Annotated in this window: 26 protein-coding genes and 1 tRNA gene; 12 read left to right on the top strand and 15 right to left on the bottom strand. The window is 68.0% G+C overall.

Annotation, left to right across the window (positions count from 1 at the left end):
* The first annotated feature begins 1 nt into the window (after position 1).
* The 6 genes from fliM to BLR19_RS05825 all read left to right on the top strand — a co-directional run bounded on the left by fliM (position 2) and on the right by BLR19_RS05825 (position 4,749).
* On the top strand, positions 2–1,045 hold the full coding sequence (gene fliM / locus BLR19_RS05850) for a flagellar motor switch protein FliM (RefSeq protein WP_017504455.1): 1,044 nt from the start codon (positions 2–4) through the stop codon (positions 1,043–1,045).
* A complete protein-coding gene (locus BLR19_RS05845; RefSeq protein ID WP_055803905.1) occupies positions 1,045–1,626 on the top strand; it encodes a DUF6468 domain-containing protein in 582 nt (193 codons plus the stop codon). The genes fliM and BLR19_RS05845 overlap by 1 nt, the downstream gene beginning before the upstream one ends.
* 17 nt (positions 1,627–1,643) lie before the next feature.
* Positions 1,644–2,564 (top strand): MotE family protein, encoded by a 921-nt coding sequence (locus tag BLR19_RS05840; RefSeq protein WP_091748251.1) that lies wholly within the window; start codon positions 1,644–1,646, stop codon positions 2,562–2,564.
* A gap of 311 nt (positions 2,565–2,875) precedes the next feature.
* Positions 2,876–3,115: a DUF3297 family protein gene (locus BLR19_RS05835; RefSeq protein ID WP_045810378.1), complete on the top strand. Its 240-nt coding sequence runs from the start codon at positions 2,876–2,878 to the stop codon at positions 3,113–3,115.
* A gap of 43 nt (positions 3,116–3,158) precedes the next feature.
* Positions 3,159–4,604, top strand: a complete 1,446-nt coding sequence (locus BLR19_RS05830) for a M20/M25/M40 family metallo-hydrolase (protein ID WP_091748248.1) — start codon at positions 3,159–3,161, stop codon at positions 4,602–4,604.
* Between the two features lie 58 nt (positions 4,605–4,662).
* Positions 4,663–4,749 (top strand) — tRNA-Leu (locus BLR19_RS05825).
* A gap of 17 nt (positions 4,750–4,766) precedes the next feature.
* On the opposite strand, the gene BLR19_RS05820 is transcribed toward BLR19_RS05825, so the two are convergent.
* Positions 4,767–6,176, bottom strand: coding sequence for an SLC13 family permease (locus BLR19_RS05820; RefSeq protein ID WP_091749145.1), 1,410 nt, complete (start codon positions 6,174–6,176; stop codon positions 4,767–4,769).
* 88 nt (positions 6,177–6,264) lie between these two features.
* Here BLR19_RS05820 and BLR19_RS05815 point away from each other — a divergent pair, with 88 nt between their 5' ends.
* A complete protein-coding gene (locus BLR19_RS05815; RefSeq protein WP_091748245.1) occupies positions 6,265–7,083 on the top strand; it encodes a hypothetical protein in 819 nt (272 codons plus the stop codon).
* A gap of 2 nt (positions 7,084–7,085) precedes the next feature.
* On the opposite strand, the gene BLR19_RS05810 is transcribed toward BLR19_RS05815, so the two are convergent.
* The 6 genes from BLR19_RS05810 to BLR19_RS05785 are packed head-to-tail and all read right to left on the bottom strand — an operon-like array spanning position 7,086 to position 11,937.
* Positions 7,086–7,715 carry a methyltransferase family protein gene (locus tag BLR19_RS05810; protein ID WP_066552241.1) on the bottom strand — a complete coding sequence of 210 codons (630 nt, stop codon included), beginning with the start codon at positions 7,713–7,715 and terminating at the stop codon, positions 7,086–7,088.
* A gap of 11 nt (positions 7,716–7,726) precedes the next feature.
* Positions 7,727–8,374 carry a tetratricopeptide repeat protein gene (locus tag BLR19_RS05805; RefSeq protein WP_091748242.1) on the bottom strand — a complete coding sequence of 216 codons (648 nt, stop codon included), beginning with the start codon at positions 8,372–8,374 and terminating at the stop codon, positions 7,727–7,729.
* 27 nt (positions 8,375–8,401) lie between these two features.
* A complete protein-coding gene (locus tag BLR19_RS05800) occupies positions 8,402–9,154 on the bottom strand; it encodes an SDR family NAD(P)-dependent oxidoreductase (protein ID WP_091748239.1) in 753 nt (250 codons plus the stop codon).
* The gene (locus BLR19_RS05795) at positions 9,144–9,821 is read right to left on the bottom strand and encodes a TenA family transcriptional regulator (RefSeq protein WP_091748235.1); all 678 of its coding nucleotides are present in this window, start codon (positions 9,819–9,821) and stop codon (positions 9,144–9,146) included. Before BLR19_RS05795 ends, BLR19_RS05800 begins: the two co-directional genes overlap by 11 nt.
* A gap of 8 nt (positions 9,822–9,829) precedes the next feature.
* The gene (locus BLR19_RS05790; RefSeq protein WP_091748233.1) at positions 9,830–11,254 is read right to left on the bottom strand and encodes an AMP-binding protein; all 1,425 of its coding nucleotides are present in this window, start codon (positions 11,252–11,254) and stop codon (positions 9,830–9,832) included.
* Positions 11,251–11,937: a thermostable hemolysin gene (locus BLR19_RS05785; RefSeq protein ID WP_091748230.1), complete on the bottom strand. Its 687-nt coding sequence runs from the start codon at positions 11,935–11,937 to the stop codon at positions 11,251–11,253. Before BLR19_RS05785 ends, BLR19_RS05790 begins: the two co-directional genes overlap by 4 nt.
* A gap of 122 nt (positions 11,938–12,059) precedes the next feature.
* On the opposite strand from BLR19_RS05785, the gene BLR19_RS05780 reads away from it, so the two are divergent.
* The 3 genes from BLR19_RS05780 to BLR19_RS05770 all read left to right on the top strand — a co-directional run bounded on the left by BLR19_RS05780 (position 12,060) and on the right by BLR19_RS05770 (position 16,077).
* Positions 12,060–12,623, top strand: coding sequence for an RNA polymerase sigma factor (locus tag BLR19_RS05780; protein WP_255366456.1), 564 nt, complete (start codon positions 12,060–12,062; stop codon positions 12,621–12,623).
* 85 nt (positions 12,624–12,708) lie between these two features.
* The gene (locus BLR19_RS05775) at positions 12,709–13,680 is read left to right on the top strand and encodes a FecR family protein (protein WP_091748222.1); all 972 of its coding nucleotides are present in this window, start codon (positions 12,709–12,711) and stop codon (positions 13,678–13,680) included.
* Between the two features lie 21 nt (positions 13,681–13,701).
* Positions 13,702–16,077 carry a TonB-dependent receptor gene (locus tag BLR19_RS05770; RefSeq protein ID WP_143007335.1) on the top strand — a complete coding sequence of 792 codons (2,376 nt, stop codon included), beginning with the start codon at positions 13,702–13,704 and terminating at the stop codon, positions 16,075–16,077.
* On the opposite strand, the gene BLR19_RS05765 is transcribed toward BLR19_RS05770, so the two are convergent.
* Positions 16,078–16,767, bottom strand: coding sequence for a VIT1/CCC1 transporter family protein (locus BLR19_RS05765; RefSeq protein WP_091748216.1), 690 nt, complete (start codon positions 16,765–16,767; stop codon positions 16,078–16,080).
* A 141-nt stretch (positions 16,768–16,908) separates the two neighbouring features.
* Here BLR19_RS05765 and BLR19_RS05760 point away from each other — a divergent pair, with 141 nt between their 5' ends.
* Entirely contained in the window at positions 16,909–17,946 is a 1,038-nt protein-coding gene (locus tag BLR19_RS05760) for a DNA adenine methylase (protein ID WP_091748212.1), read from the top strand.
* 62 nt (positions 17,947–18,008) lie between these two features.
* Positions 18,009–18,287, top strand: coding sequence for a hypothetical protein (locus tag BLR19_RS05755; protein WP_091748209.1), 279 nt, complete (start codon positions 18,009–18,011; stop codon positions 18,285–18,287).
* A gap of 7 nt (positions 18,288–18,294) precedes the next feature.
* Here BLR19_RS05755 and BLR19_RS05750 read toward each other — a convergent pair whose 3' ends face one another.
* From BLR19_RS05750 to BLR19_RS05720, 7 genes are all read right to left on the bottom strand, one after another.
* Positions 18,295–18,936, bottom strand: a complete 642-nt coding sequence (locus BLR19_RS05750) for a ribonuclease HII (RefSeq protein WP_091748207.1) — start codon at positions 18,934–18,936, stop codon at positions 18,295–18,297.
* Positions 18,929–19,537 carry a DNA-3-methyladenine glycosylase I gene (locus BLR19_RS05745; protein ID WP_091748204.1) on the bottom strand — a complete coding sequence of 203 codons (609 nt, stop codon included), beginning with the start codon at positions 19,535–19,537 and terminating at the stop codon, positions 18,929–18,931. Before BLR19_RS05745 ends, BLR19_RS05750 begins: the two co-directional genes overlap by 8 nt.
* A 494-nt stretch (positions 19,538–20,031) precedes the next feature.
* The gene (locus BLR19_RS05740; RefSeq protein WP_091748201.1) at positions 20,032–20,790 is read right to left on the bottom strand and encodes a 3-oxoacyl-ACP reductase; all 759 of its coding nucleotides are present in this window, start codon (positions 20,788–20,790) and stop codon (positions 20,032–20,034) included.
* 8 nt (positions 20,791–20,798) lie between these two features.
* Positions 20,799–21,602 carry a CAF17-like 4Fe-4S cluster assembly/insertion protein YgfZ gene (locus BLR19_RS05735; RefSeq protein WP_091748198.1) on the bottom strand — a complete coding sequence of 268 codons (804 nt, stop codon included), beginning with the start codon at positions 21,600–21,602 and terminating at the stop codon, positions 20,799–20,801.
* 51 nt (positions 21,603–21,653) lie between these two features.
* Positions 21,654–23,042, bottom strand: coding sequence for a response regulator (locus BLR19_RS15050; RefSeq protein WP_091748195.1), 1,389 nt, complete (start codon positions 23,040–23,042; stop codon positions 21,654–21,656).
* 68 nt (positions 23,043–23,110) lie between these two features.
* Complete coding sequence (locus BLR19_RS05725) at positions 23,111–23,677, bottom strand: hypothetical protein (RefSeq protein ID WP_091748190.1); 567 nt, start codon at positions 23,675–23,677, stop codon at positions 23,111–23,113.
* Positions 23,674–23,892, bottom strand: a complete 219-nt coding sequence (locus tag BLR19_RS05720) for a hypothetical protein (protein WP_039245466.1) — start codon at positions 23,890–23,892, stop codon at positions 23,674–23,676. The genes BLR19_RS05725 and BLR19_RS05720 overlap by 4 nt, the downstream gene beginning before the upstream one ends.
* Positions 23,893–23,941: the final 49 nt, after the last annotated feature.

Below are 23,941 nucleotides of genomic sequence, written 5' to 3'. Positions count from 1 at the left end.
CATGACGGACGCGGCGCAACTCGATCCGTTCGGCGGTCTGGGCGATCCCGGCGACGCCCTGTCCGAACGCGTCCTGAACCAGGATGAGATCGACAGCCTGCTGGGTTTCGACCTGGGCGACGACGACGGCTCTGAACGCTCGGGCATCCGGGCCATCATCAACTCCGCGCTCGTCAGCTACGAGCGTCTGCCGATGCTGGAGATCGTGTTCGATCGCTTGGTGCGGTTGATGACGACCAGCCTTCGCAACTTCACCTCGGACAACGTCGAAGTCAGCCTGGACAATATTTCGTCGATCCGGTTCGGCGACTATCTGAACTCGATCCCGCTGCCGGCCATCCTGGCGGTGTTTCGCGCCGAGGAGCTGGACAACTACGGTCTGCTGACGGTCGACTCCAACCTCATCTATTCTATCGTCGACGTGCTGTTGGGCGGTCGTCGCGGCACGGCGGCGCTGCGCATCGAAGGCCGGCCCTACACCACGATCGAGCGGGTGCTAGTGCAGCGGATGGTCGAGGTTGTGCTGAACGACGCCCGCCAGGCGTTCGAGCCGCTGACCCCGGTCCACTTCAACCTGGACCGGCTGGAGACCAACCCGCGCTTCGCCGCCATCGCGCGTCCCGCCAACGCCGCCATCCTGATCAAGCTGCGGATCGACATGGAGGATCGCGGCGGCCGTATCGAGCTGCTGCTGCCCTATGCGACGCTGGAGCCGATCCGCAAGATGCTGCTGCAGCAGTTCATGGGCGAGAAGTTCGGCCGCGACAACATCTGGGAAGGCCACTTGGCCACCGAGATCTGGACGACCGAAACCGAAGTCCGCGCGGTCCTGGACGAACAGCAGATGCCTCTTTCCAGCGTGCTGAACCTCAAAGTCGGCGACACGATGATGCTGAACGCCACGCCGGATTCCGAGGTTTCGATCCGCGCCGGCTCCATTCCGCTGACCACCGGCCGCATGGGTCGCAAGGGCCAGCACATCGCCATACGCGTCGAAGGACCGGTCAATCCGGAAGTCGCCGCCCGCCTGGGAGTGAACGTCTGATGGCCGGAATGATCATGGACGGCGTGCTGATGGTGCTGCTGATCGCGGCGGTCGGCTACGGCATCAAGCTGGAACGCAAGCTGGCCGCCCTGCGCGCCGGGCAGCTGGCCTTCGCCCAGGCCGTCACCGAACTGAACGCCGCCGCAGGCCGCGCCGAAAACGCGCTGGCCACCCTTCGGGCCTCTGGTCAGGAAACGGATCTGCTGCACGACCGGATCATCAAGGCGCGTGAGGTCAAGGCGCAGCTGGAAACCCTGATCGCCCGCGCGCCGGCCATGGCGCCGGTGCGGATCGTCGAGGAAGAACTCGCCCGTCGCGCACCCCCGGCCGCCCTGGCTCCGGCGCCGGCCGCAACCGAAGACGAGGAGCGGGCTGAGCGCATGGCCGCTCTGGCGCAACGCATCCAGGGACTGGCCAGTCCCTCTTCGAACCGTCGCAATGAAGCGGCTGCGCCCGCCGGGCGCGACAATGTCGCCGCCATCGTTCAGGCCCTGACGGCCGGACGCTCCGCTAACCATTCCGCCAAACAAAGCCTCAACGCCGCGCGTCGTAATCTCGACGACGACCTGTTCGCCGCCTGAGTTCGGAACCCCATTTCATGGCCCGCCTTCCCCGCATCCTGCCCCTGATCGCCATCGCCATCGGCGGGGTCGTCGCCGTGCGCGCCGTCGGCGTCGCGCCGGGCCTGTTCGACGGGGCCAAGGCCTGGGCCGAGGAGGCGGTTCCCGCTGCGGCCGGCGCGCCGCCCAAGCCGGCTCTGCCCGGAACCTGTTCCGCCTTGTCTCCCGAACAGCTGGCCCAGCAGGCGGGGATTTCGCCGGCCGAGCTGAAGATCATCCAGTCGTTGTCGCAGCGCCGCGCGGCGCTGGACGCGCGTGATCAGGACTTCGCCACCACCCTGCCGCTGATGGTCGCCGCCGAGCAGAAGCTGGACGCCAAGGTCAAGGCGCTGGAAGCCTTGAAGGCCGAGATGAAACAGATGCTCGGCCAGGTCGACGAGCGCGAGAAGGCCGAGATCGATCGTCTGGTTCAGGTCTATTCCGCCATGCGTCCCAAGGAGGCCGCCCCGGTCATGGCCGCGCTGGAGGACCGGGTGCGCCTGCCGGTCGCCGCCGCCATGCGTCCGCGCACCCTGGCCGCCATCATGGCCCAGATGAGCGCGCCGCAAGCCAAGGAACTGACCGAAAAGCTCGCCGCCCGGTTCCAGGCCCAGCAGATGGCCGCTCGCGCCGCCGCCGCCGAAGCCACGCCCCCTCCGGCTGCTACGCCTGCCGCTGCTGCGCCAGCCGCGACGACCCCGCCTGCGACGCCGACGGCTCAGCCCGCGGCCGCCCCAACGACCCGTACGACGCCGCGCCCGGCCGCCAACCGTCCCGCTGCGCGACCGGCGGCTCGCCCGGCCGCGACCCCGGCGCGTCGTCCCGCCGCCACGCCTGCGGCGGCTCCCGCTGCGACCGGCCCGCAGGCCTATCAGCCGTCAGCAGCGCCCAACGCTCAGCCGCGTCAAACTGTGCAGTAACCTTAAGTGTGATCTAAACGCTGACGTTTCGTCTCGACAGCGGGCTCTGTCCGACCAATGATCTTCGAACGCTCCGTCAGAGAGCGATGACATCGAGGATCCGCGCCATGATCGGCGAACTGCTTTACGTGGCGCACCGCATGCGCAGGGCCATCATACTCGCCGTTCCGGCGGGCGGAACCGTGATGATGGCCGCCGTCGCCCAGCACTATCACCTGCTGCCTTAAGTCTTCGAACCCGGTTTCGGATTGGCAGGGCGCGCCAGCGCGTCTATCACCGCGCCTTCCCGAGATCTGAGCCCGACCAACGCCATGTCCGACACGCCTCCCGATCGCCTTTCGGTCGACCCGTCCAGCCCGCATCACGACGCCGAAGTCCTGCAACGCGGCGTCGGTATTCGCTTCAAGGGCGAAGAAAAGACCAATGTCGAGGAATATTGCGTGTCCGAAGGCTGGGTGCGTCTGGCGCTCGGCAACCGCGTGGATCGCAAGGGCAAGGCCCTGACCGTGAAACTGCAGGGTCCGGTCGAACCCTATTTCCAGAACGACTGAACCTACCTAGGGTCCGGCTCTCATCTGAGTCCGGAGCCTGCTTATGTCCATCCGTCTGCTGACCGCCAGCGCCGTCGCCTTGGGTCTTGTCGCGTTTACCCCCGCGGCCCATGCTCAGGATGCGGCGACGGTGCAGCAGGCGATCGTGGTGCGCGACGCCGCGATGCGCTCGAACATCGCCATGGACTATGTCACCCAACTGACGACGCGGTTCGGCGCGCGCCCGGCGGGTTCGCGCTCCGAGCAGCAGGCCGCCGCCTGGGCCGCCGACTATCTGCGCGCCAACGGCTTCCAGAACGTCCGCATCGAAGAGTTCCCGCTGGTTGGCTGGGAGCGGGGCGAAAGCTCGGCCGCCATCGTCGGCGACAACGCCCAGGCCCTGGTCGCTGCGGCACTTGGCCACTCGCCGGCCACGCCGAGGGGCGGTGTCGAGGCGGAGGTCGTGCGCTTCTCGACCTTCGAAGACCTGCAGGCCGCGCCCGAGGCCGCCGTCCGCGGCAAGATCGTCTATGTCGATCTGGGCCAGATGCACCCGATGCAGGACGGTTCCGGCTATGGTCCTCAGACCCGCGTGCGCGGCGCCGGCCCCGGCGTGGCGGCGGCCAAGGGCGCGGCGGCCTTCGTCATGCGTTCGGTGGGCTCTGACGAGGACCGGATGCCGCACACCGGCACCACCCGCTATGTCGACGGCAAGCCGACCATTCCCGCCTTCGCCCTGGCCGCGCCCGACGCCGATCAGGTCAGCCGCCTGGTTGCCCTGGGCCAGCCGGTGCGCATGCGCCTGACCTCGACCGCCCGCACCTATCGCACCACCAGTCAGAATGTGATCGGCGATCTGCCGGGCGCCACGCGCCCCGACGAGATCATCGTGCTGGGCTCCCACATGGATAGCTGGGACTTGGGCACAGGCGCCATCGACGACGGAGCAGGGGGCGCCATCACCATCGCCGCCGCCAAGGCCATCGCCGACAGCGGCCGCCGTCCGGCCCGCACTCTGCGCGTCATCTTCTACGGTTCGGAAGAAGTGGCTCAGCCGACCGCCCAGACCGGCAATGGCGGCGGCGTCTATGCGCGCGGCCAGGGCGCAGCGTTGGACAAGCATATCATCGCCGGCGAGAGCGATTTCGGCGCCGACCGCGTCTATGCCCTGCGCCTGCCCGCCGGCGCGCAAGGGTCCGACTTCCAGAAGGCCGCGAACCGCGTCCTCTATCCGATCGGCGTCCTGGCCTCCGATCGCGTGGAGACCGAAGGCGGCGTCGATGTCGGGCCGATGGGCCCGCTGGGGGTGCCCTTCTTCGGACTGGCTCAGGACGGAACGCGCTATTTCGACCTGCACCACACCGCCAACGACACCCTCGACAAGATCGACCCGGCGCAACTGAACCAGAACGTCGCCGCCTGGGCGGGCTTGCTGTGGCTGATCGCTGATTCCGACGTGGACTTCCGGGCGATGAGGCCCGCGACCACATCGGCGAGCCCGACACGCTGACGACTTGGAGACCTAGCCCGGTTCCGTCTATAGGAGCCGAACCGGGCCAGACCGGGCTGCGGGCGTGGCGAAACTGGTAGACGCAGCAGACTTAAAATCTGCCGGACGAAAGTCCTTGCCGGTTCAAGCCCGGCCGCCCGCACCACTACGACTGCCACTCGATCAGAACGGGAAGAAGATCGGGATGGCGACCATGGCGGCGATCCAGGTGATCAGGTTCAAAGGCAGGCCGACGCGGACGAAGTCCATGTAGCTATAGCCGCCCATGTTGAAGACCAGCACATTGGTCTGATAGCCAAATGGGGTGGCGAAGGCGGCCGAGGCCGCCATCATGACGCACACCAAAAAGGGGCGGGGATCCACGCCCAGGCTTTCGGCCAAGGCTACGGCGATGGGGGTGATTAAGACCGCGACCGTGGCGTTGGACAGCAGTTCGGTGGCGAACAGCGTCACGCCGTAAAGCACGATCAAGGCGCCCAGCGGCCCCAGGGGCCGGATCACACCGATCAGACGATCTGCGCCGGCGGACGCCAGCCCCGTGACCTCAATGGCCGTGCCGACCACGACCATCCCGGCGATCAGCAACAGGATTTCGGGGCGCAGTCCGGCATAGGCCTCCTCAGGTGTGATGACGCGCAGCAGGATCAGTCCGACGGCGCCGGCGAAGGCCGAGGCGGCGATCGGCGCCCACCCCAGCGCCGCGGACAAGATCACCAGGACGAATACGCCCAGCGAGATCGCAGCCGGCCTCAGCCGCAGCGGACGATCGGCGGCCCCATACAGTTCGACGTCGCCGAGATGCGCATCGCCCGAACCATCCACCTGGTTTCGTGATCCGCCCAGGCGCGGCAGGCCGAACGGCAGCAGGCGCTTGCGGCGATTGATGGCCTCGGCCTCTGCGCGGCGACGCGCCTCTTCCATTTCCGCCAGACGCGCGGCTTCCGCCTCGTCCATCGCGACCGATCGGCCGAGTTGGCGCGCACCCACGAAATAGAGCCACAGGCCGCCGACGACCGCGATGGCCAGACCCACGGGCGTGATCTCGAACAGGCCGAACACCGGCTGGCCGGCGTTGCGGGCCATGTCGTTGACCAGCAGATTGGTCGAGGTCCCGATCAGCGTCAGCAGACCGCCCATGACCGTGACGTGGCTGAGCGGCATCAGAAAGCGTTTGGGCGACAGGCGCAGCGACTGGGCCACGTCGCGGATCACCGGCGCGGCCAAGACCACCACAGGGGTGTTGTTCAAAAAGCCGCCGACCGAACCGCACAGGCCGATGACGATCCAGATGCCGCGGGCGCCGATCCGGGCGGAAAGCTGCGTCGCCTGTCGGATCAGCCAGCCCAAAAGGCCGGACAGTTCAATGGCGTAGGCGATGACAAAAAGGCCGGCCAGCGCGATCACCGCGGGACTGGCGAAGGCGCCCTGCACCTCGACCGGCCGCACGACGCCCAGCAGCAGGAGCACGGCGGCCCCCGTCAGGGCGACGACATCAGCCCGCATCTTGCCATGGATCAGGACGCCCACGACGGCGACGAGCACGGCGAGGGCGGCGATCTGGTCGAAAGTCATGATGCTGTGCAGACCGTCCCCCATCGCTCGCGTCAACCTTTTCGGGTGAGCGCATCCCCCTCAGCGGTTCGCGTGTTAGGGTGGTTCCATGCTCGAAACGATTGCGTCGCCTCGGTCTCCGATAGTCGCGCTTGCGGCGTCCCTGCTGGCGCTCGCCGCCTGCCAGCGTGAGCCGCAGCCTGCGCCTGCTCCGGCCCAAAAATCCGAAACGCCGCCGGTGGTGACCGTTGCGCCTGCGCCGATGCTGGATCGCGCCGGCCTGCTTGAGGCCATGGACATCGCCGCCTCGGCCTTCGCCGCAGGGCGAGAGGTCGGGGGCGCGTCTCTGGCCGGGCGACGCTTCGTCGTCCGCCAGGCCTTTGGCTGCGGGGCGCCCAACGACGCCGCCGAAGCTGCGGCCGATGGGCAGGCGACAGTCTACTGGGCGAAGGATGGTCAGAGCCTGAAGTTCAGCCTGGCGCCGGCGGATTGGCTGCGGTCCGGCCTGATCGGAAACGACGACAGCAGCTTGGAGGCGGCCGAAGGCTTCTGGTTGGCCCGGCCGTGGCTGCGCACCGAGGCCTGCCCGGCGATTGCGCCCGGCGCCTCGCCTTCAAGCCAGGCCTCGCCTCAAACTTCGGGGCTGGCCGCCGTATTCAAGCCCAACGGCGCGCGGACCGGCCGTCGAAACGGCCGCGCCTATGAGTTCACCCTGCGCGGCGAGGATGGCCAGCCGCCTGCGCCATCAGCACAGGGCTATCGTCTCGTGCTGGAAGGCCGGATGACCACCTTCGCCGACGGCCGCGCCATCCACTGTCGTACGGCAGCCCCTGATCAACGGCCGGTCTGCATCGGCGCGGCGCAATTCGATCGCGTCGCCTTCGAAGACGCCGACGGCCAGACGCTCAGCGAATGGCGCGATGGTTAGGGCTAGAACAGGCTGATCGGAAAGCCGATCAACCCCGACGATTGCAAGTGCTCGATGCCCTCCATGACGGGGATGGCGGCGAGGAAAACCAGGCCGTCGCGCAGGGTGCGGACGAAGAAGGCGGGACGGATGGTCAGTTCGTCAGCGTCGCGCCAGCGAGCGGGATTGGGCAGGAAGCGCGGCGTGCGGGCGCAGTAGGCGGCATAGGGCGCGCCGAAATGTTCGGCCAGCCAGGCCTCTTCGCGACCGACCGTGCGCAGAAAGACCAGGAAGGTCGCCACGGCGAAGATGGCGCCGATCGTCACGCTGCCGGTCTGGGCGCCGACGCCGAAGGCGCCGATGAAGCTGAAGACATAGAGCGGGTTGCGCGTGATGGAATAGGGGCCACGATCGACGATCTCGGCCTTCTTGCGTCCGCCGATATAGAGCGAGCACCAGGCGCGGCCGACGATGGCGACGATGATGGCGGCCAGGCCCAGGCCTTCGACGCCTTCATGCCATTCGCCGTCGAGGGCGGCGACCGAGCGGACGCTGGCGGTCAGGACGATGAGGGCCAGCAGAACCAGACCGGCGAACCATTTGCGACGGCGCTGAACGACGTCGAGAGACAGGGCGGGGGGAACAGGGCTCATGGCGGGTCTGTTCAGTGATGCTGCTGAGCGCGGACGAGCAGGGCGCGGGCCTCGGCCTTGCGACCGCGATCAGCGACGGCGCGACCGGGACGGGCAGGAGCGTCGATGGCCTTTTGCAGATAGCGGGCGGCGCCGTTCCAGTCGTGTTCACGCACCAGCAGATCGCCCATGAAGAAGTTGGCGTCGACGTCGTTGGGTGCCATGGCCAGACCGCGCTGGAGGTAGTCGCGGGCGCGCTGACGGTTGCCGAAACCGATCGGGGCGCCCGGCACCTGGGCGTAGAGCGAACCGAGGCTGACATAGACCGAGCCGTTCAGCGCGCGCGGGTTGATCCGCTCGGCCTGTTCCAGTTCGGTGCGCGCCTCACGCACGAGGCCCAGCGCGCCGATGCCGCCCTTCAATCCCGCTTCCGATGCGGTGATGATGGCGTCCCAGACCAGAGGTTCGGCGCGGTTGGGGCATTGAGCCACGACGGCGTCGGCCTGGGTGTTCAGGCGCGCCATTTCCGCCATTCGAATGCCTTGCGGGACCTCGAAATTCACATGGTCCCACGACTGCTGGAGACCGCGCGCGCGGTCGTCGCAGGCATCGGCATGGGCGACGGAGGCGACCGTCAGGGGGGCGGCCATCAGGGCCAGGGCGAACAGGGCGGTCTTCATGGCGTGTCTCTCCTTTTGTTCTGTGGTTCAGCCGGCGAACAGGGCGCGGGCCTTCAGGTCGTTGGATTTCAGGGCGCCGTCGATCAGGCCGGGCGCCAGGGCGTTGAGGCGGACGAACAGGCTTTCGGGAAAGCCGAGATAGACGTCGCGGCGATCGTTGCGGATGGCGGCGACAATGCGGTCGGCGATCGGGTCGGGATCGTCGACAGCCATGCCGGTCAGGCGCGCATATTCGTCGACCTTGGCGGAGTTGAACGGCGTAGCCACTGCGCGGGGCGCGACATAGGTGATGCCGACGCCCGTGCCGGCCAGCTCGCGACGCAACGATTGGCTGAGCGCCCGCATCCCGGCCTTGGCGCTGGAATAGCTGGCGAAGTGGGCGAAGTTGATCGAGCCGAAAATGGAGCCGACATTGGCGATCTGGCCATGCTTACGCGCCTTCATGCCGGGCAGGACGGCTTGGGCCAGACGGGCTGGCGCAACCAGATTGACCATATAGGTGGCCAGCAGATGCTCGGGCGTCTGCTGCTCCAGCGGGCCGAAATGCTGGATGCCGGCGATATTGATCAGAATGTCCCAGGCGCGGGCGCCGGCCAGTTCGGCGACGCTGTCGAGGCCCTGCGGGGTCGATAGATCGCCCACCACGGTGTGATGGCCTGTCACCGGCGCGCGGGCGACGATCGTGACCCGACCGCCCTCGCGCTCGATCCGCTCGACCACACGACGCCCCAAGGCGCCGGAGCCGCCGGTAATCAGGATGTTGCGATCTTCAAACTGCATCGACCGTCTCCCGCGCTGCGATGTGGGGGATGGAGGCGAAGACCCCGCCGAACAGGCCGAACATCACCTTGGCCATGTGGACGATGGCGGCGCGGTCGTTGGCGTCCGACACCCCGTCCAGCAGTTGCTTTAGGAACAGGATGTGATCCTGATCCAGAGCCCCATGAGAGATCAGATAGGTGAAGGCGGCGGGCGGCAGGCCAAGGCTTTGCTGCACGGCCTCGGCGCCGACGCTGGCCAGCTGGATGCTGGTGCCTTCCAGCACATAGACCATGCCGAAGAAGGCCATCGGATTGATGCGCTGGATGGTGTCATAGGCATAGGCCACCATCAGTTCGGTCGCGACGTTGGGGCCGTCCCGCACGGTCTGATCGGGGTCGCCGCCGGCGGCGCGGATGTCGTTCAGGATCCACTGCTCGTGGCCGGTTTCCTCGGCGATATAGTCGTCGAGCGCGGCCTTGAAGACGGCGTGGTCATCGTCCAGCCGCGCCCGGGCGGCCTGCATCAGCGGCACGGTGTGGCGGACGTGGTGATAGGCCTGAGCCAGATAGGCGACATAGGTGTCGCGGCTGATGCGGCCGGCCAGACCGTCCCTGATTTGCGGGATAGCGGCGAAGGCGGCCCGCTCGGTTGCGGTCGCGGCGACCAGGGTTTCAAAAAACGACATGCGAACTCTCAGGCGGCTTGCGAGGGGGAGGGGGCGTAGGTGCGCAGCAGGGTCTCTCGACGCGGACGACCGTTGGCGGTGACCTGACCAGCGGCGGGATCGAAGGGCGGCACCAGACGCCAGTCGCCGATGCGGGCGTAGTCGGGCAGGCGGGCGTTGGCGCGCGCGACGGCCGTTTCGACCTGGGCCAGTTCGGCGCCGGGCGTCGCCACGATCAGGGCCGACAACGACGCCTGCGCCTCGCCCATCGCCATGGCCTGAAGGATGTGGGGCTCGGCCAGAAGCTCGCTCTCGACCCATTCAGGCGCGACGTTGCGGCCGAAGGCTGTGATCAGTGTGTTGGCCTTGCGGCCTTCGATGCTGAGCCGTCCATCGGCGTCGAAGCGGCCGATGTCGCCTGTGTGCAGACGCTCCGGCGCGGGCGCCTGGCCGACGTAGCCAAGGAAGGGATGGGGCGAAACCAGGATTTCGCCGTCGTCGGCCAGATGGACTTCAAGGTGAGGCAGGGGTCGGCCGACCGTGCCGGGGCGGGCGTCGTCCGGACTGTTGAGCGCCACGACCGAGGCGCATTCGCTGAGTCCATAGCCCTCGACCACGGGGAGGCCGGCCTTGGCGGCGGCCTCCAGCAGGGCCGGGGACACCCGGGCGCCGCCGACCGCGATCATCTCCAGCCGATGATCCAGCCGCATCGCGCCTTGGGCGGCGATCAGGCCGCGCAGCAGTTCGGGAACCAGGATCAGGGTCGTGGCGCCGGTCTGGACAATGGTGGTCAGCAGGCGCGCAAAGTCGGGGCGGAAGGCATCGCCCATCCCGGCCTCGGCCAGGCTGGCGGCGTGATAGCGGCCGCCGGCCAGAAGCGTCGCATAGAGGCCGGCGACATTCTCCAGCAGCACCGCCAGCGGCAACACCGGCAGATGCAGCCCGGCGCGATCGCGGCCCAGGACCTGAACCAGAGAGGCGGCGACCGCCTCCATCTGATCCTGAGACAGGCAGACGCCCTTGGGCGCGCCGGTCGAGCCGGAGGTGTAGGTGATCTTGGCCGTGCCGGGATGCAGATCGCGCACCGGCAACCCTGTCGGCGTCAACCGGATCGGCGCGCCGCCCGCCGTCAGTTCGCCCGGAGCGCCCGGCGTGATCAGCAGCCCCGCGCCGGCGTCGGCCAGGGCGTGATCGCGTTGAGAAACCGTGAAGAAGGGCGGGATCGGCACGCTCGGCCGCTGGGCGAGGATCAACGCCAGGTCCACGACGACCCAGGCCGGCCCGTTGTCGAGCAGGACGCCGACCGGAGATCGATCATCGGCCAGGGCGGTCGCCAGCTGCCCGACCTGCGCCAGCAGTTCGGCCGTGGTCAGCGAACCCTCGGCCCACTGGATCACCACATCATCAGGCGTGGAGCTGGCGCGACGCGACAGGGCGTCCAGAACGGCGCTCATGAGCGATCCTCATAGTGCAGGCGGGTGCGGACGGCCCGTCCGACCGGCGCCGTTTCGGAGAAGTGATCCAGCGGCGCGGTCGCCGCGTCGATCGAGCCGGCCAGCACCACCGGATCGGTCTGATAGTAGGCGCCCCAGCTGCCGCCGCCGTCGTCGAGGCGGCGCGGATCGGCGCGCGCAAGTTGAAGCGCGCCCAGACCGGCCTTGTGGAAGATGCGGCGCAGTTCGTCGGTCGCTGTGGCGACGGCGAACCTCAGACCTTCGGACTGCAGATGATGGGCCATGGCGGCGAACAGGAAGACGGTCGCGCCCTGTCCACTGGAGGCCAGGCTGCCGATCTCGACCACCTGCGCGCGGTCGATGACGGCGCCGATGGCCTGGCTCAGCACGGTCTCGACGGCCCCGTCAAGATATTGTTCCAAGTACAGGGGCGCTTCGGCGGCGTGCCGGAAGCCGACGGCGGCGTAGATGACGCCCGCCTCGTCCTGAACGCTCATCAGGGTCGGGAAATGGGCCTGGATCTGGCCGCCATAGGCCTCGGCATAGGCCGCCTCGATGAACTGCTCCACGCGGCGACGTTCGCCTCGGCACGGATCGTCGAACCGGATGATGCGCGACGACAGCGTGCGGCGCGCGCGCGGGCGAACCGGATCGGCGTCTTCGGGCAGGCGGAGTGGAAACATGCGGGCCTCGGGCCAGGGGGACTTCGGGCCAGAGACGACGCGGTGCGGCGACCCCCGCAAAAAAATCTTTCGCCGTCGCAATCGCGGTTGCCGCAGAGGGCGCAGCAACCCACGATGGGGTGGTGAACGCCTCTTCCGGTCCCCCTCAGCACGACCCGAGCCGACCGGCGCGGCAAGCCCTGGCGGATGCGTGGCTGGACAGCCGCTCGGCCCTGGTGCGCTTTCTGACGGCGCGCACGGGATCGTCGGCTGCGGCCGAAGATCTGGCGCAGGATGTCTGGGTGCGGCTGCAATCCATGACCGATGAGGCCGCCGCCGAGGTTCGCCATCCGCAGGCCTTCCTCTATCGCATCGCCGCCAATCTGGCCCTGGATGCGTCCAAGGCGCAGCGTCGTGCAGGCGCGCGCGATCTGGAATGGCGGCGCGCTTCCGCTATCGATGACGCGGCCGAAGCTCAGGATGCGCCGTCGGCCGAGGACGCTGTCTGGGCCCGCTTGAAGCTGGAAAAGGTGGTCGCCGCGATCGACCGGATGCCGCCCAAGGCCGCCGAGGCCTTCCGTCTGCACAAGATGGCCGGGCTCAGCCAGGCCGAGGTCGCCGAACGGATGGGCGTCTCGCGCAGCGCGGTCGAAAAATATGTTTCCGCCTCGCTGAAGGAACTGCTGCTGCGGGTCGGTTGGCCATGACGACCGGATTTAGCCATTTTTCATTGAGGATGCGGCGCGACCGCGTCGTCTCTCCCCCAAAGCCCGCTCGGGCCCGGACCGGATCATGACCCAGGACGACGTCATCAAGGACGAGGAGATCGCCGCCCAGGCCGCCGCCTGGGTCGTGCGTCTGCGCGCCGATGACGTGACGATTGCGGACATCGACGCGGCGACGGCCTGGCTCGATCAAGACCCGGCCCATCGGCGCGCCTTCGACGAGGCCGAGGGGCTGTGGAGCGCTTCGGACGACCTGTCCGACGTTCAGCCGGCGTCGGTCATCGATCTGTCGGCGCACCGCGAGCGGCGCAAGGGACTGGGGCGGCGATGGATGGTGGCGGTCCCGGCGATGGCTGCGGTTCTCGCCGCAGCGATCTTCCTGGGTCCGATGCTGCAAACCGCGCCGACCGTGGTGTACAGCACCGCGCCCGGCGAAACGCGGACGGTGACCCTGGACGACGGATCGCGGCTTCAGATCAACGGCGGCTCGACCCTGTCGGTGAAGATGGAGCGAGGACGGCGTCTGGTGCACATGGATCAGGCCGAGGCCACCTTCGATGTCGCGCATGACGCCGGCCGACCCTTCCTGATCGATGTCGGCGAAAGCCAGGTGCGCGTGGTCGGCACGGCGTTCAACATCCGCAGATCCGCCGATGACACCCAGGTGGCGGTGCTGCGGGGCGTCGTCGAGGTCAGCGACCTGAAACAGCCCGCGCGGCGGGTGCGTCTGACGGTCGGTCAGTCGGTCCAGCGCGACGACGCGGACGACCGCATGACCGTGGTCCCCGTCGATGTCCGCACCGCCGCCGCCTGGACCCAAGGGCGACGGGCCTATGACGATCGGCCGCTGCGCGAGATCGCCGTTGACCTCAGCCGCGCCTTCGCTACGCCGGTGACCGTGGCGCCGAACGCGGCGAACCTGCGCTTCTCCGGCACGCTGGTGCTTGATGACGAAGCGGCGGTGATCGGCCGGCTGGAACGGTTCCTGCCGATCAAGGCCACTCGCGGGCCGCAAGGGGTTCGTCTAGAACGGCGCTGAACCTGCTTCGGACGTCGCCTTTTGGTACGAGCCTTCCTCTGCGCCCTGGTCGTCGTTTGCGGTGTGACCACGCCGTCGATCGGCATGGCCCAAGGGCGATCCTCGCTTCAGGTGTCGGTTTCGCCTCAGCCGTTGCGGACCGCCGTCCTCGACTTCGGTCTGCAGGCGGGCGTCAGCATCGACGCCGCCGGAGCCGAGCGATGCGGCCCAACGCGCGGGGTGAGAGGCCGACTTTCCGTCGACGCCGCCTTGTCCAGATTGATGCTGGGCACGCACTGCGTCGCGACCCGCGTCGGCGACGGCGCCTACAGGATCGTGCGGGTCGCCGCCGCGCCGCCTGCCGCCATGCGGGCGATCTCGGCGCCGCCCCCGCCCGTGGCCCCGACAACGCTGGATGAAGTCGTGGTGACGGCGTCACGCACGGACAATCTGCTGCTGTCGCGCGCCCCCTATGGCCTGTCGTCGCTGGACGGGGTAACGCTGGAACGAGCCGGGGTCAGCGACCTTGACGGCGTCGCCGCGCGCGTCTCCGGCCTGACGGTCACCAATCTGGGGCCGGGGCGCGACAAGCTCTTCATTCGCGGCCTGGCGGACGGACCCGTTGCGGGACAGGCGCAAAGCCTGATCGGGCTCTATCTCGACGATGTGCGCCTGACCTACGACGCGCCTGACCCGGCGTTGCGTCTGGCCGACATCGAACGGGTCGAGGTTCTGCGCGGGCCGCAGGGGGCGCTGTACGGCGCCGGTTCGATGGGCGGCGTCGTCCAGATGGTCAGCCGCGCGCCGGACTTGGAAGGCCTATATGGGCGCGTGACGGCGGAGGGGGCGGTGACGGCCGGCGGCGCGCCGGGCGACGCCGTCGAGCTGATGATCAACGCCCCGATCCTGCGTGATCGCCTGGCGGTCCGGGTCGTCGGCTATGACGAGACGGTCGGGGGCTACGTCGATGATCAGGCCCTTGGCCTTAGCAATACCGGCGGCATGCATCGGCAGGGGTTGAGGGCGGCGGCGCTGCTGCGTCTGACCCCCGGCTGGACCTTGAAGGCGGGCTTCCTGGCCCAGACCATCGACGTCGATGACAGCCAGTACGCCAACCTGGGCGCCGACCAACCCTATGCGCGTCGTCGCAGCCTGACGGAGCCCAGCCGAAACGATTTCGACGGCGTCTGGGCCTCGGTGGACGGGGATCTGGGCTGGGCGTGGCTGCGGGCCTCGTCCAGCGTTCAGTCGCACGGCCTCGATGCGCGCTACGATGCGACCCCTGCGGCCGGATTGTTCGGGCTTACGGGAACAGCGGCGCTGGACCAGGCCGACGACCTGTCGGCTGCGGTGCATGAGGTGCGGTTGAACGGCGACTTCGGCGCGCGACTGAAGTGGAGCGCCGGGCTGTTCTTCTCGGAATACACCCACACCCGCACCGTCGCGATCTCGGAGGGGCAGGGCGTGCCGGAGGTCTATCGACAGCACAGGCGCGACCATGTGGATGAGGCGGCTCTGTTCGGCGACGCCGCCTATGCGCTGACCGACCATCTGAAGATCACCGCCGGCGCGCGCCTGTTCCGCATCGGGGTCGAACATCGCAGCGAAACCGACGGCGATCCGACGGTGGTGTCTGGAGAAGACGCGCTGGTTGATATCACCCCGCGTCTGGTGATCGAATACGATCGCGGTCCTTTCGTCTTCTACGCCCTGGCGACCGAGGGTTATCGCGGGCCGGGCTTCAACGCGGGCGCCGTGCCGGGCGGCGATCAGCAGCCCGCGCGACGGGTGAAGCCGGACGAGATCGTCGCCGGCGAGGCGGGCGCGCGCTTCAAACTGTTCGAAGGGCGACTGCGCGGGCGAAGCGCGGTCTTCGTCGCCGATTGGCGCAACATCCAGTCGGACCGGTTCGACGCCCGGGGCCTGCCCTTCACCGCCAATCTGGGCGATGGCCGCAATCGCGGGATCGAGGGCGAGGTCGAATGGCGCGACGGCCCGTGGACGCTGGATGCGCACGCCGTCGTCAATGATCCCGAGTTGACCCGACCGGACCCCGGTTTCGCGCTGGGGACCGATACGCGCTTGCCAGCGGTCGCCGATTTCAGCGTCCAGGCCGGCGTCGTGCATGAGGCGCATCTGGCGCATGCGACGGTGCGTTCCGAGCTTCGCCTGGGCTATGTCGGCCCGACCGATATCGCCCTGTCGCCGACCTCCACCGGCGCCTCGGCCGGCTATTTGACCAGTTCGCTGGGCGTCGGCGTCGAGATCGATCGCTGGGCGATCAGGGCGTCGGTGGACAATCTGTTCAACCGCAGCGACGACACCTTCACCTTCGGCAACTCCTTCTACGCCTCAGGCGACATCAGCACGCCGCAACGACCGCTCACCGCCCGCCTGGCCCTGACGGCGCGGTTCTGATCAGGCGGCGATGTGGAACAGGCGGCCCACGCCTGCGGTGATGGCCATGGCGAGCGCGCCCCAGAAAACCACGCGAAGAACCGATCGCCCGATAGGCGCGCCGCCTGCGCGGGCGCCCAGGGCGCCCAGCACGGCCAGACCCGCCAGGGCGGAAGCCGCGACCCAGATCGCCAGCGTGTCCAACGGCGCAACGGCGGCGACGACCAGAGGCAGGGCGGCTCCGGCCGAGAAGGTGATCGCCGAGGTCAGCGCCGCCTGGATAGGCCGCGCGGTGGTGATCTCCGAAATACCCAGCTCGTCGCGCGCATGGGCGCCCAGCGCGTCATGCGCCATCATCTGACGCGCCACCTCGGCCGCCAGATCCGGCGCGACGCCTCGCCCGACATAGATGCCGGCCAGTTCGCGCGTCTCCGCCTCATGATCGCCGGCCAGTTCGACCGCCTCGCGCGCCAGATCGGCCTTTTCGGTGTCGGACTGCGAACTGACCGAGACATATTCGCCCGCCGCCATCGACATGGCGCCCGCCGCCAGTCCGGCGACGCCCGCGATCAGTATGCCGCCATGACTGGTCGCCGCCGCCGCGACGCCCACAACCAGACTGGCCGTCGACACCAGCCCGTCATTTGCTCCCAACACCGCCGCCCTAAGCCAGCCGATCCGATCGACCCGATGGGTTTCACTGTGGGGCATGCGTCTTCTCCCTAATCGCCGCACCGAGCATGGACCGCGCGTTGGCTTGAAGCTAGGCGAGGCCGTTGAATTCCGACGATCCGGGCAACTTCGCGCGCCTTGCGACAACCGCTATGCTGCCGTGATGAGTCGGGCCGCGTCATGATCAAATATATCGGCTCCAAGCGCGCCCTGCTGGGGCATGTGACGGGTGCGGTGGCGGGGGTGCTGCCGCAGGGCGGGCGGGTGTGCGATCTGTTTTCGGGCACGGCGCGGGTGGGGCACGCCCTGAAGAAGCAGGGGTTTCAGGTCTGGTCGAATGACCTGAACGCCTATGCCCACGCCCTGGCGACGACCTATGTCCAGGCGGATCGGGAGCAGTGGGTCGAGCGGGCCGAGGGCGTGCTGGCCGAGCTGCGGACGATCAAGCCCGAGGCGGGCTGGTTCACCCAGACCTTTTGTCAGGATGCGCGGTATTTCCACCCGGACAACGGTGCTCGCATCGACGCCACGCGCGACCGGATTGAGGCGATGGGGTTGGAGCCCGAGTTGAAGGCCATCGCTCTGGTCAGCCTGATGGAGGCGGCGGATCGGGTGGATTCCACCGCCGGGGTTCAGATGGCCTATATGAAGCAGTGGGCGCCGAGGGCGTTGAAGACGCTGGAGCTGCGCACGCCGGACCTGGTTCCGGCGGTGGACGGGCCGTGCCGCGCGACCCAGGGCGATGCGGTCGAGATCGCCGAACAGGTCGAGGCGGACCTGGTTTATCTGGATCCGCCCTATAACCAGCATTCCTATCTGGGCAACTACCATTGCTGGGAGAGCCTGGTGCTGTGGGACCGGCCCGAGACCTATGGGGTGGCCAACAAGCGGGTGGACGTGAGGACGCGCAAGAGCGCCTTCAACAGCCGGCCCGGCATCGGCCCAGCGCTGCGGACGGTGATCGAGCGGGTCAAGGCGCCGAACCTGATCGTCAGCTTCAACGACGAGGGGTATCTGAGCCGCGCCGACCTGGTCGAGATGCTGTCGGCGCGGGGTCATGTGCAGGTCCTGGAGATGGCGCATCCCCGCTATGTCGGGGCCCGGATCGGGATCCATAATCCCAAGGGCGAGAAGGTCGGGCAGGTGGGGCGGCTCAAGAATGTTGAGCACCTGTTCGTGGTGACCGAGCGCCCGGTCTCCCTGCCCGTTGCTGCATAGACACCGACGAAAACAACGGAGGGTAGGGCGGAACGCGAATCGCTGCGTGCCGTTGTGGGACTATGCAACCGCACCCGTACACCGCCCCCAAGACCGATCGCCCCGACGACTACCGTGTGCGTCCGGCGGCCGAGCCGCGCTCGTGGGCGCCGCGGACGGCGGATGCGACCTTCACCCACAACGCCGCGCGTTACACGCGGCCGGTCGAAGCTGCTCAACCCATCGAACAGATCGACGTCGAGCCCGAGGTGGCGCCGCCGCCACGCTGGATGATGGCGATCGCCGGGGCGGCTGTTGCGGCCCTGATGGGCGCGCTGCTGGGCGGCTTCCTGCACATCTGAGACGGCGTCAGGCCTCCTGCAACAGCGCCTTGATCGGCGACCAGCTGCGCCGATGGGCGGGGCAAGGTCCTAAGGTCTTCAAGGCGTCCTGATGGATGGGGGCGTTGTAGCCCTTGTGACTGGCGAAACCGTAGCCGGGGTATTGGGCATCCAGATCGATCATCAACCGGTCCCGCGCCGTCTTGGCCAGGATTGAGGCCGCCGCGATGGATAGAGACAACCCATCACCGCCGACGACCGTCTGGATTTCGCAGGGGAGCTTGAAGCGATAGTTGCCGTCGACCAGGGCGGCGACCGGCTGGACCTGCAAGGCCTCGATGGCGCGGCACATGGCCAGACCCGTGGCGTGCAGGATGTTCAGCTCCTCGATCTCGTCCACCGAGGCGAAGCCGACGCCCCAGGCGACGGCGCGGGCCTTGATCTCGGGCTCCAGGGCGGCGCGACGTTTTTCCGTCAGGGCCTTGGAATCGTCGATGCCGGGCGGCAGGTCGTCAGGGTTCAGTATCACGGCCGCCGCCGAAACCGGCCCGGCCCAGGGACCACGCCCGGCCTCATCCACGCCGCAGACGTGACCGTTGACGCGCTGCATCAGCACCGTTTCCAGCGCGAGGGTCGGGAAGGCTTTCGGATTTGCGGGGGCTTTAGCCATGGCTCGCCATCGCACGAACCTGGGCGTGACGGAAGCAGGTCGTCTGGTGATCGTTGACCATGCCGACGGCCTGCATGAAGGCGTAGACAATGACCGGGCCGCAGAAGTTGAAGCCGCGCTTCTTCAGCGCCTTGGCCATGGCGACGGACTGTTCAGTCTGGGTCGGGGCCTGGCGATAGTCGGCGTGTGGGGTCTGGATCGGCTCGCCGCCGACGAACGACCAAAGCCAGGCGGAGAAGTCCTCGCCATCGTCGCGCATCTGAAGCCAGATCTGGGCGCCCCGGATGGCGGCGTTGATCTTGGCGCGCGAGCGGATGATGCGCGGATCGTTCAGCAGGCGCTGGATGTCGTCCTCGTCGTAGCGGGCGACGATCTTGGGATCGAAACCGTCGAAGGCGTCGCGGATGCCGTCGCGTTTTCTGAGGATGGTGATCCAAGCGAGACCGGCCTGAAAGCCGTCGAGGACCAGCTTTTCCCACAGGGCACGGGGATCGCGCTCGGGCACGCCCCATTCGGTGTCGTGATAGGCGACATAGAGGGGGTCGGTCCCGCACCAGCCGCAGCGGCCGCCGAGACCCTCTGGGGCGTGTGAGTCGATCATGGCCTGAAGTTGCCAGTCTGTTCCTGTCGAGGGAAGGGCGGTTGGCGTCGGGCGACGGAGGAAAAACACCGTCTAAAGTGTCTAATTCGTATAATCTCGGGGCGCAGGCGCAATTGCACTGCACCTCAAAAACGCGTGCAAAGTGCAATTTCGCGGTCGAAGTTGGACGGTGGAAAAAACAGTCCAACGAGTCCAAGTCTTCGTCTCCCCCGGTCTTAAACCTGCGCATCGTAAGGGCGCTTGGATGAGGGATGGTCGATTGACGCTGGTGGATTTTAGATCGCTGAAATGTAGCTGGAAGTTTCGCCAGGATAGGATGGCGGGCGTCCGTTTCAGCCCTCTCCCATTGGGAGAGGGCTTGAGCGCACGGCGGCGATAGCCGTCGTTCTGGCGCGAAAGGGTGAGGGTCGGATCGTGCGAACTGGTCCACCGCCCGACCCTCATCCGGCCCTGCGGGCCACCTTCTCCCAACGGGAGAAGGAATATCGCGGGCTTCAGTCCCTGACCAATCCCCCGTCCACGACCAGGTTCTGGCCGGTGACCGCGCGGCCCCAGGGGGAGGCGAAGAAGAGGACGGCGTCGGCGAGCTCTTGCGGGGTCGTGACGCTGCGCAGCGGGGTCATGCCGGCGATCAGGTCGAAGACGGCCTCGGGCGTGGCGGCGCTGGCGTCGGTGGTGCGCAGGAGACCGCCCGAGACCATGTTGACGGTGATGCCGTCAGGGCCGAGGTCGCCGGCGGCGGTGCGGGTCAGGCTGAGCAGGGCGGCCTTTGCGGCGGTGTAGTCGTGGTAGGGCACGACCGGATTCTGGAACAGGTTGGTGCCGATGTTGACGATGCGGCCGAACCGGGCGGAGGCCATGCCGGGCGCGGTCGCCTGGATCAGGTTCAGGGCGCCGCGTACGACGGTCGAGAACTGGCGATCCATCTCGTCCCAGCCGATAGCGGTCATCTGGGAGCGGGCGTCGCCGTTGAAACTGTAGTCCAGGGCGTTGTTGACGACGGTGGTGACGGGGGCGCCGAAACGGCCTTGCGCGGCCGCGACCATGGCGTCCACGGCTGCGCGGTCGGTCACGTCGGCCTGGAGAGCGAGGGCGCGCTCGCCGATCTCGGCGGCCAGGGCGTTCGCGGCCTCGCCGCTGTTCCTCCAATTGATGACGACGCGAGCGCCTTCATCGGCGAAGGCGCGGACGCAGGCGGCGCCGACGCCGCGCGCCCCGCCGGTGACGAGGACGATCTGATCGGCGATCTTCATGGGGGGACTCACGCGTTGGAGGAGGGAAGGACGTCCTCGCCCATCCAGGCGGGTTTGCGCAAGCGCACCGGGCGGCCGTCCACGGTCAGGTCGCCGTCGAGCCGATCGATGCGCAGCAGGGCCATGGCCGAACCGTCCTGACCCGAGAGGACTTCGCCCGCGCGCAGTTCGCCCTTCAGCACCTCGGCGCCGAAGGCGGGGGGCGGGCCGTCGAAGTCCAGCGGCAGCATCCGGTTCTTGATCGTGCCCCGGCGCTTCATGCGCGAGGTCGTTTCCTGGCCGACGAAACAGCCCTTCTGGAAGTCGATGCCGTTCAGCAGGTCGAAGTCGGCCTCGATCGGATAGGTCTTGTCCTGGGGCGCGTCGGCGGTCGGATCGGGCAGGCCGATCGACAGGCGGAAGGTGTCGTAGTCGGCCTCGGCGGCATCCGCAGTCGCCTCGCCATAGAGACGGCCGCCCATCAGGGGCGTGCGGGGGTCGGGGATGAAGCCGGCGGCGGCCTCGGGCCAGGCGGCGAAGACCGGGCGGTCGTCGGCGGCGACTTCGACCTTGGCGCGCAGCCTGTACATCGACAGGCGCTGGATCAGGGCGTCGCGACGCTCAGTCGCCACATCCAGCAGAACGCCGTCAGTCTGTCCCAGAAGGAACAGGTCGAACAGCAGGCGGCCGGGCGGCGACAACAATGCGCCGAAGCGCAGCTCGCTTTCGGCCAGCGTCTCCACATCCTGGGTCAACAGATTGTGCAGAAAGGGTTTCGCCTCCTCGCCCATGACGGAGATCAGGGCGCGACTGTCGAGACGGGCGATGGTCATGGGGCGAAGATAGGGCCGACGCCGTGCCTTCAGAAGACGCCGCGCCGAATTTTAGGCGACATCGACCGCCGCATCCTCGAGGCGAGGATCGAAGGTGCGCCAGTCGCTGGCGCCCCAGGCGGTGACGCGCATGACCAGGTCGACGATGTTCATCGGCTTGGCGATGCAGTCGTCCATGCCGGCCTGTTCGTACTGGGTCAGCTGTTCCGGCAGGGTGTTGGCGGTCAGGGCCAGGATCGGCGTGCGGCCCACGACGCCGGGCAGGGCGCGGATGGCGCGAGTCGCCTCGACGCCGTCCATGACGGGCATCTGGATATCCATCAGGATCACGTCCCAGTCGCCGGTGCGGGCGGCCTCGACGCCCTGTTCGCCGTCGTTGGCGGTGGCGCAGGCGATGCCCTGGGCCGTCAACACCGCCATGACCAGGGCGCGGTTGCTGTCGTGATCGTCGACATAGAGGACGCGCAGGGCAGGGACGTCCTCATTGGCCGGCGGGGCAGGCTCGGCCGGGGTGTCTGAGGGCGCCAGGGGAACGACGTTGTCGGCCGACAGGTCGATCATGTCGTTGACGACGGACAACAGGCGCTGGCCCGCGCCGTTGATGCGGGCGGCCTGATCGGCCTGTTCGTCGGGCAGGCCGGCCTTGGACAACAGGTCGGAAAAGCCGATGACCGCATTCAGGGGCGTGCGTAGTTCGTGCGACATATCCGTCAGGAACTTCTGCCGGGCCTCGGCCATCGATGTCTTCTGCTCGGCGGCGACGCGGGCCTGTTCGGCCTCGACGCGGTCGGTCACGTCGATCTCGTTCAGCATGACGCCGAGATGGCCCGTGACGGGGTCGGTCACGGGACGAATGTCCAGATGGTGCCAGCGCACGCCCTCTCGCGTGATGATCTCGCAGACGTCAGAAATCGCTGACCCCGACAGGGCGGCCGCCAGCATGGGCTGGGCGCGCTCGGGTTCGGCGAACCGGGCCTCGAAGGGGTGCGCGGTCGATCCGTAGGCGGCGAAGGCCGAAGGATTGGAGAAGATCGGGCGGGCTTCGCTGTCGAACAGGGTGATCAGGGTCGAGGTGTGACGCAGGGCCTCGACCGCGCGACGCTCCTCGTTTTCCACCGTGATGGGCGCGGCCTCAAACAGCAGGACCGGCGTGCCGTCCGTCAGGCGATAGGTCGAGATCACCGCCGACACCGTCAGCGGCCGCCCGTGCGGGTAGAAGGTCCAGTCTTCCGTCAGGGTCTCGCCATTGGCCGTCTCGCGCGCCAGACGCTCGGTGCGGGCCAAAACAGCAGGGGAGACATTGCTGAAATCGCGCGCCAGAAGGGCGTCGAGGTTGTCGGAGCCCCAGAGGTCAAGCGCGGCCGCATTGGCGTAGACGCCGCGCAAGGCGACCGGATCGAACATCCAGATCGGTCGTTTCAGCGCGTCCCAGGCCTGCATCGACGGCGTGCCCTTTCCAGCGACGGCGTTACGGATTTTTATCGTAGCGCCAAGGGCTTAAGCTTCGGCTAAGCTTTCGGCCGATCCTGGGTTGTCACCGCATATCGCGCGACGACGCCGTCCGGCTGGAAATCATGTTCGGCCAGCCGGTCGAGGGACATCAGGACGCGGGTCGCGAAGGCGTCGATGTCGCCATCCTCGATGGCCGGACGCAGCCAGTCGGTGACGACGGCGCGGGCGGGATAGGTTCCGACGGGGCCGGGAATGCTGAGCGCCACCTCAATGCCTTCCGCGATCCAGCCGGCGACGGTCACGAAGAAGTCGGGCGAGGCCAGGAAGTCCGAGCGGCGCAGGACATACAGGGTGATGACCCCGTCCTCGACGCCGTCGGGACGGACGATAACGCCGCTGCGATCGGGCCGCCAATCGTCGGAAAGCTCGACCACACGCCACAGGCAGAACCAGATGCGGCAGGTGTTCGGCCGGATCGCGTGAACCGAACAGCCCGCGCCGTCGACGCAATAGGCGCACAGTTCGCCCGTCGGCTTGGCCAGTTCCGGCAGGTTCAGCGGAATGACCCGGCAGCATTCGACGCAACCGCCGCAGGTCCGGCCGGGGAGGAGGGGCAGGCTCACCCGGCCGAACGCTCCAGCCGGGCGATGCGGCGGTCCATGTCGGCGACGACCGCTTCCAGCCGGGCCTTTTCAGAGGCCATGTCGATCGGCGTGCCATCCTCGTAGGAAATCGTCGCGCCCTTGGCGATCAGATCCAGCCGGTAGATGGCCGTCACGCGCTGGGCCTTGAAGCGTTCGAGGGCGGCTGCTGCGGCTGGGTCAGGCGTCTGGCTCATGCGCGTCGCTGTAGCGCATGGGGGCTTCCTGTGGAAACACGCGTTTGGC

This window comes from Brevundimonas sp. 374, from assembly GCF_900102995.1.
GTDB classification, from domain to species: domain Bacteria; phylum Pseudomonadota; class Alphaproteobacteria; order Caulobacterales; family Caulobacteraceae; genus Brevundimonas; species Brevundimonas vesicularis_C.
The sequence above is the reverse complement of the archived record's forward strand: the minus strand, read 5'-3'. Positions and strand labels throughout refer to the sequence as shown.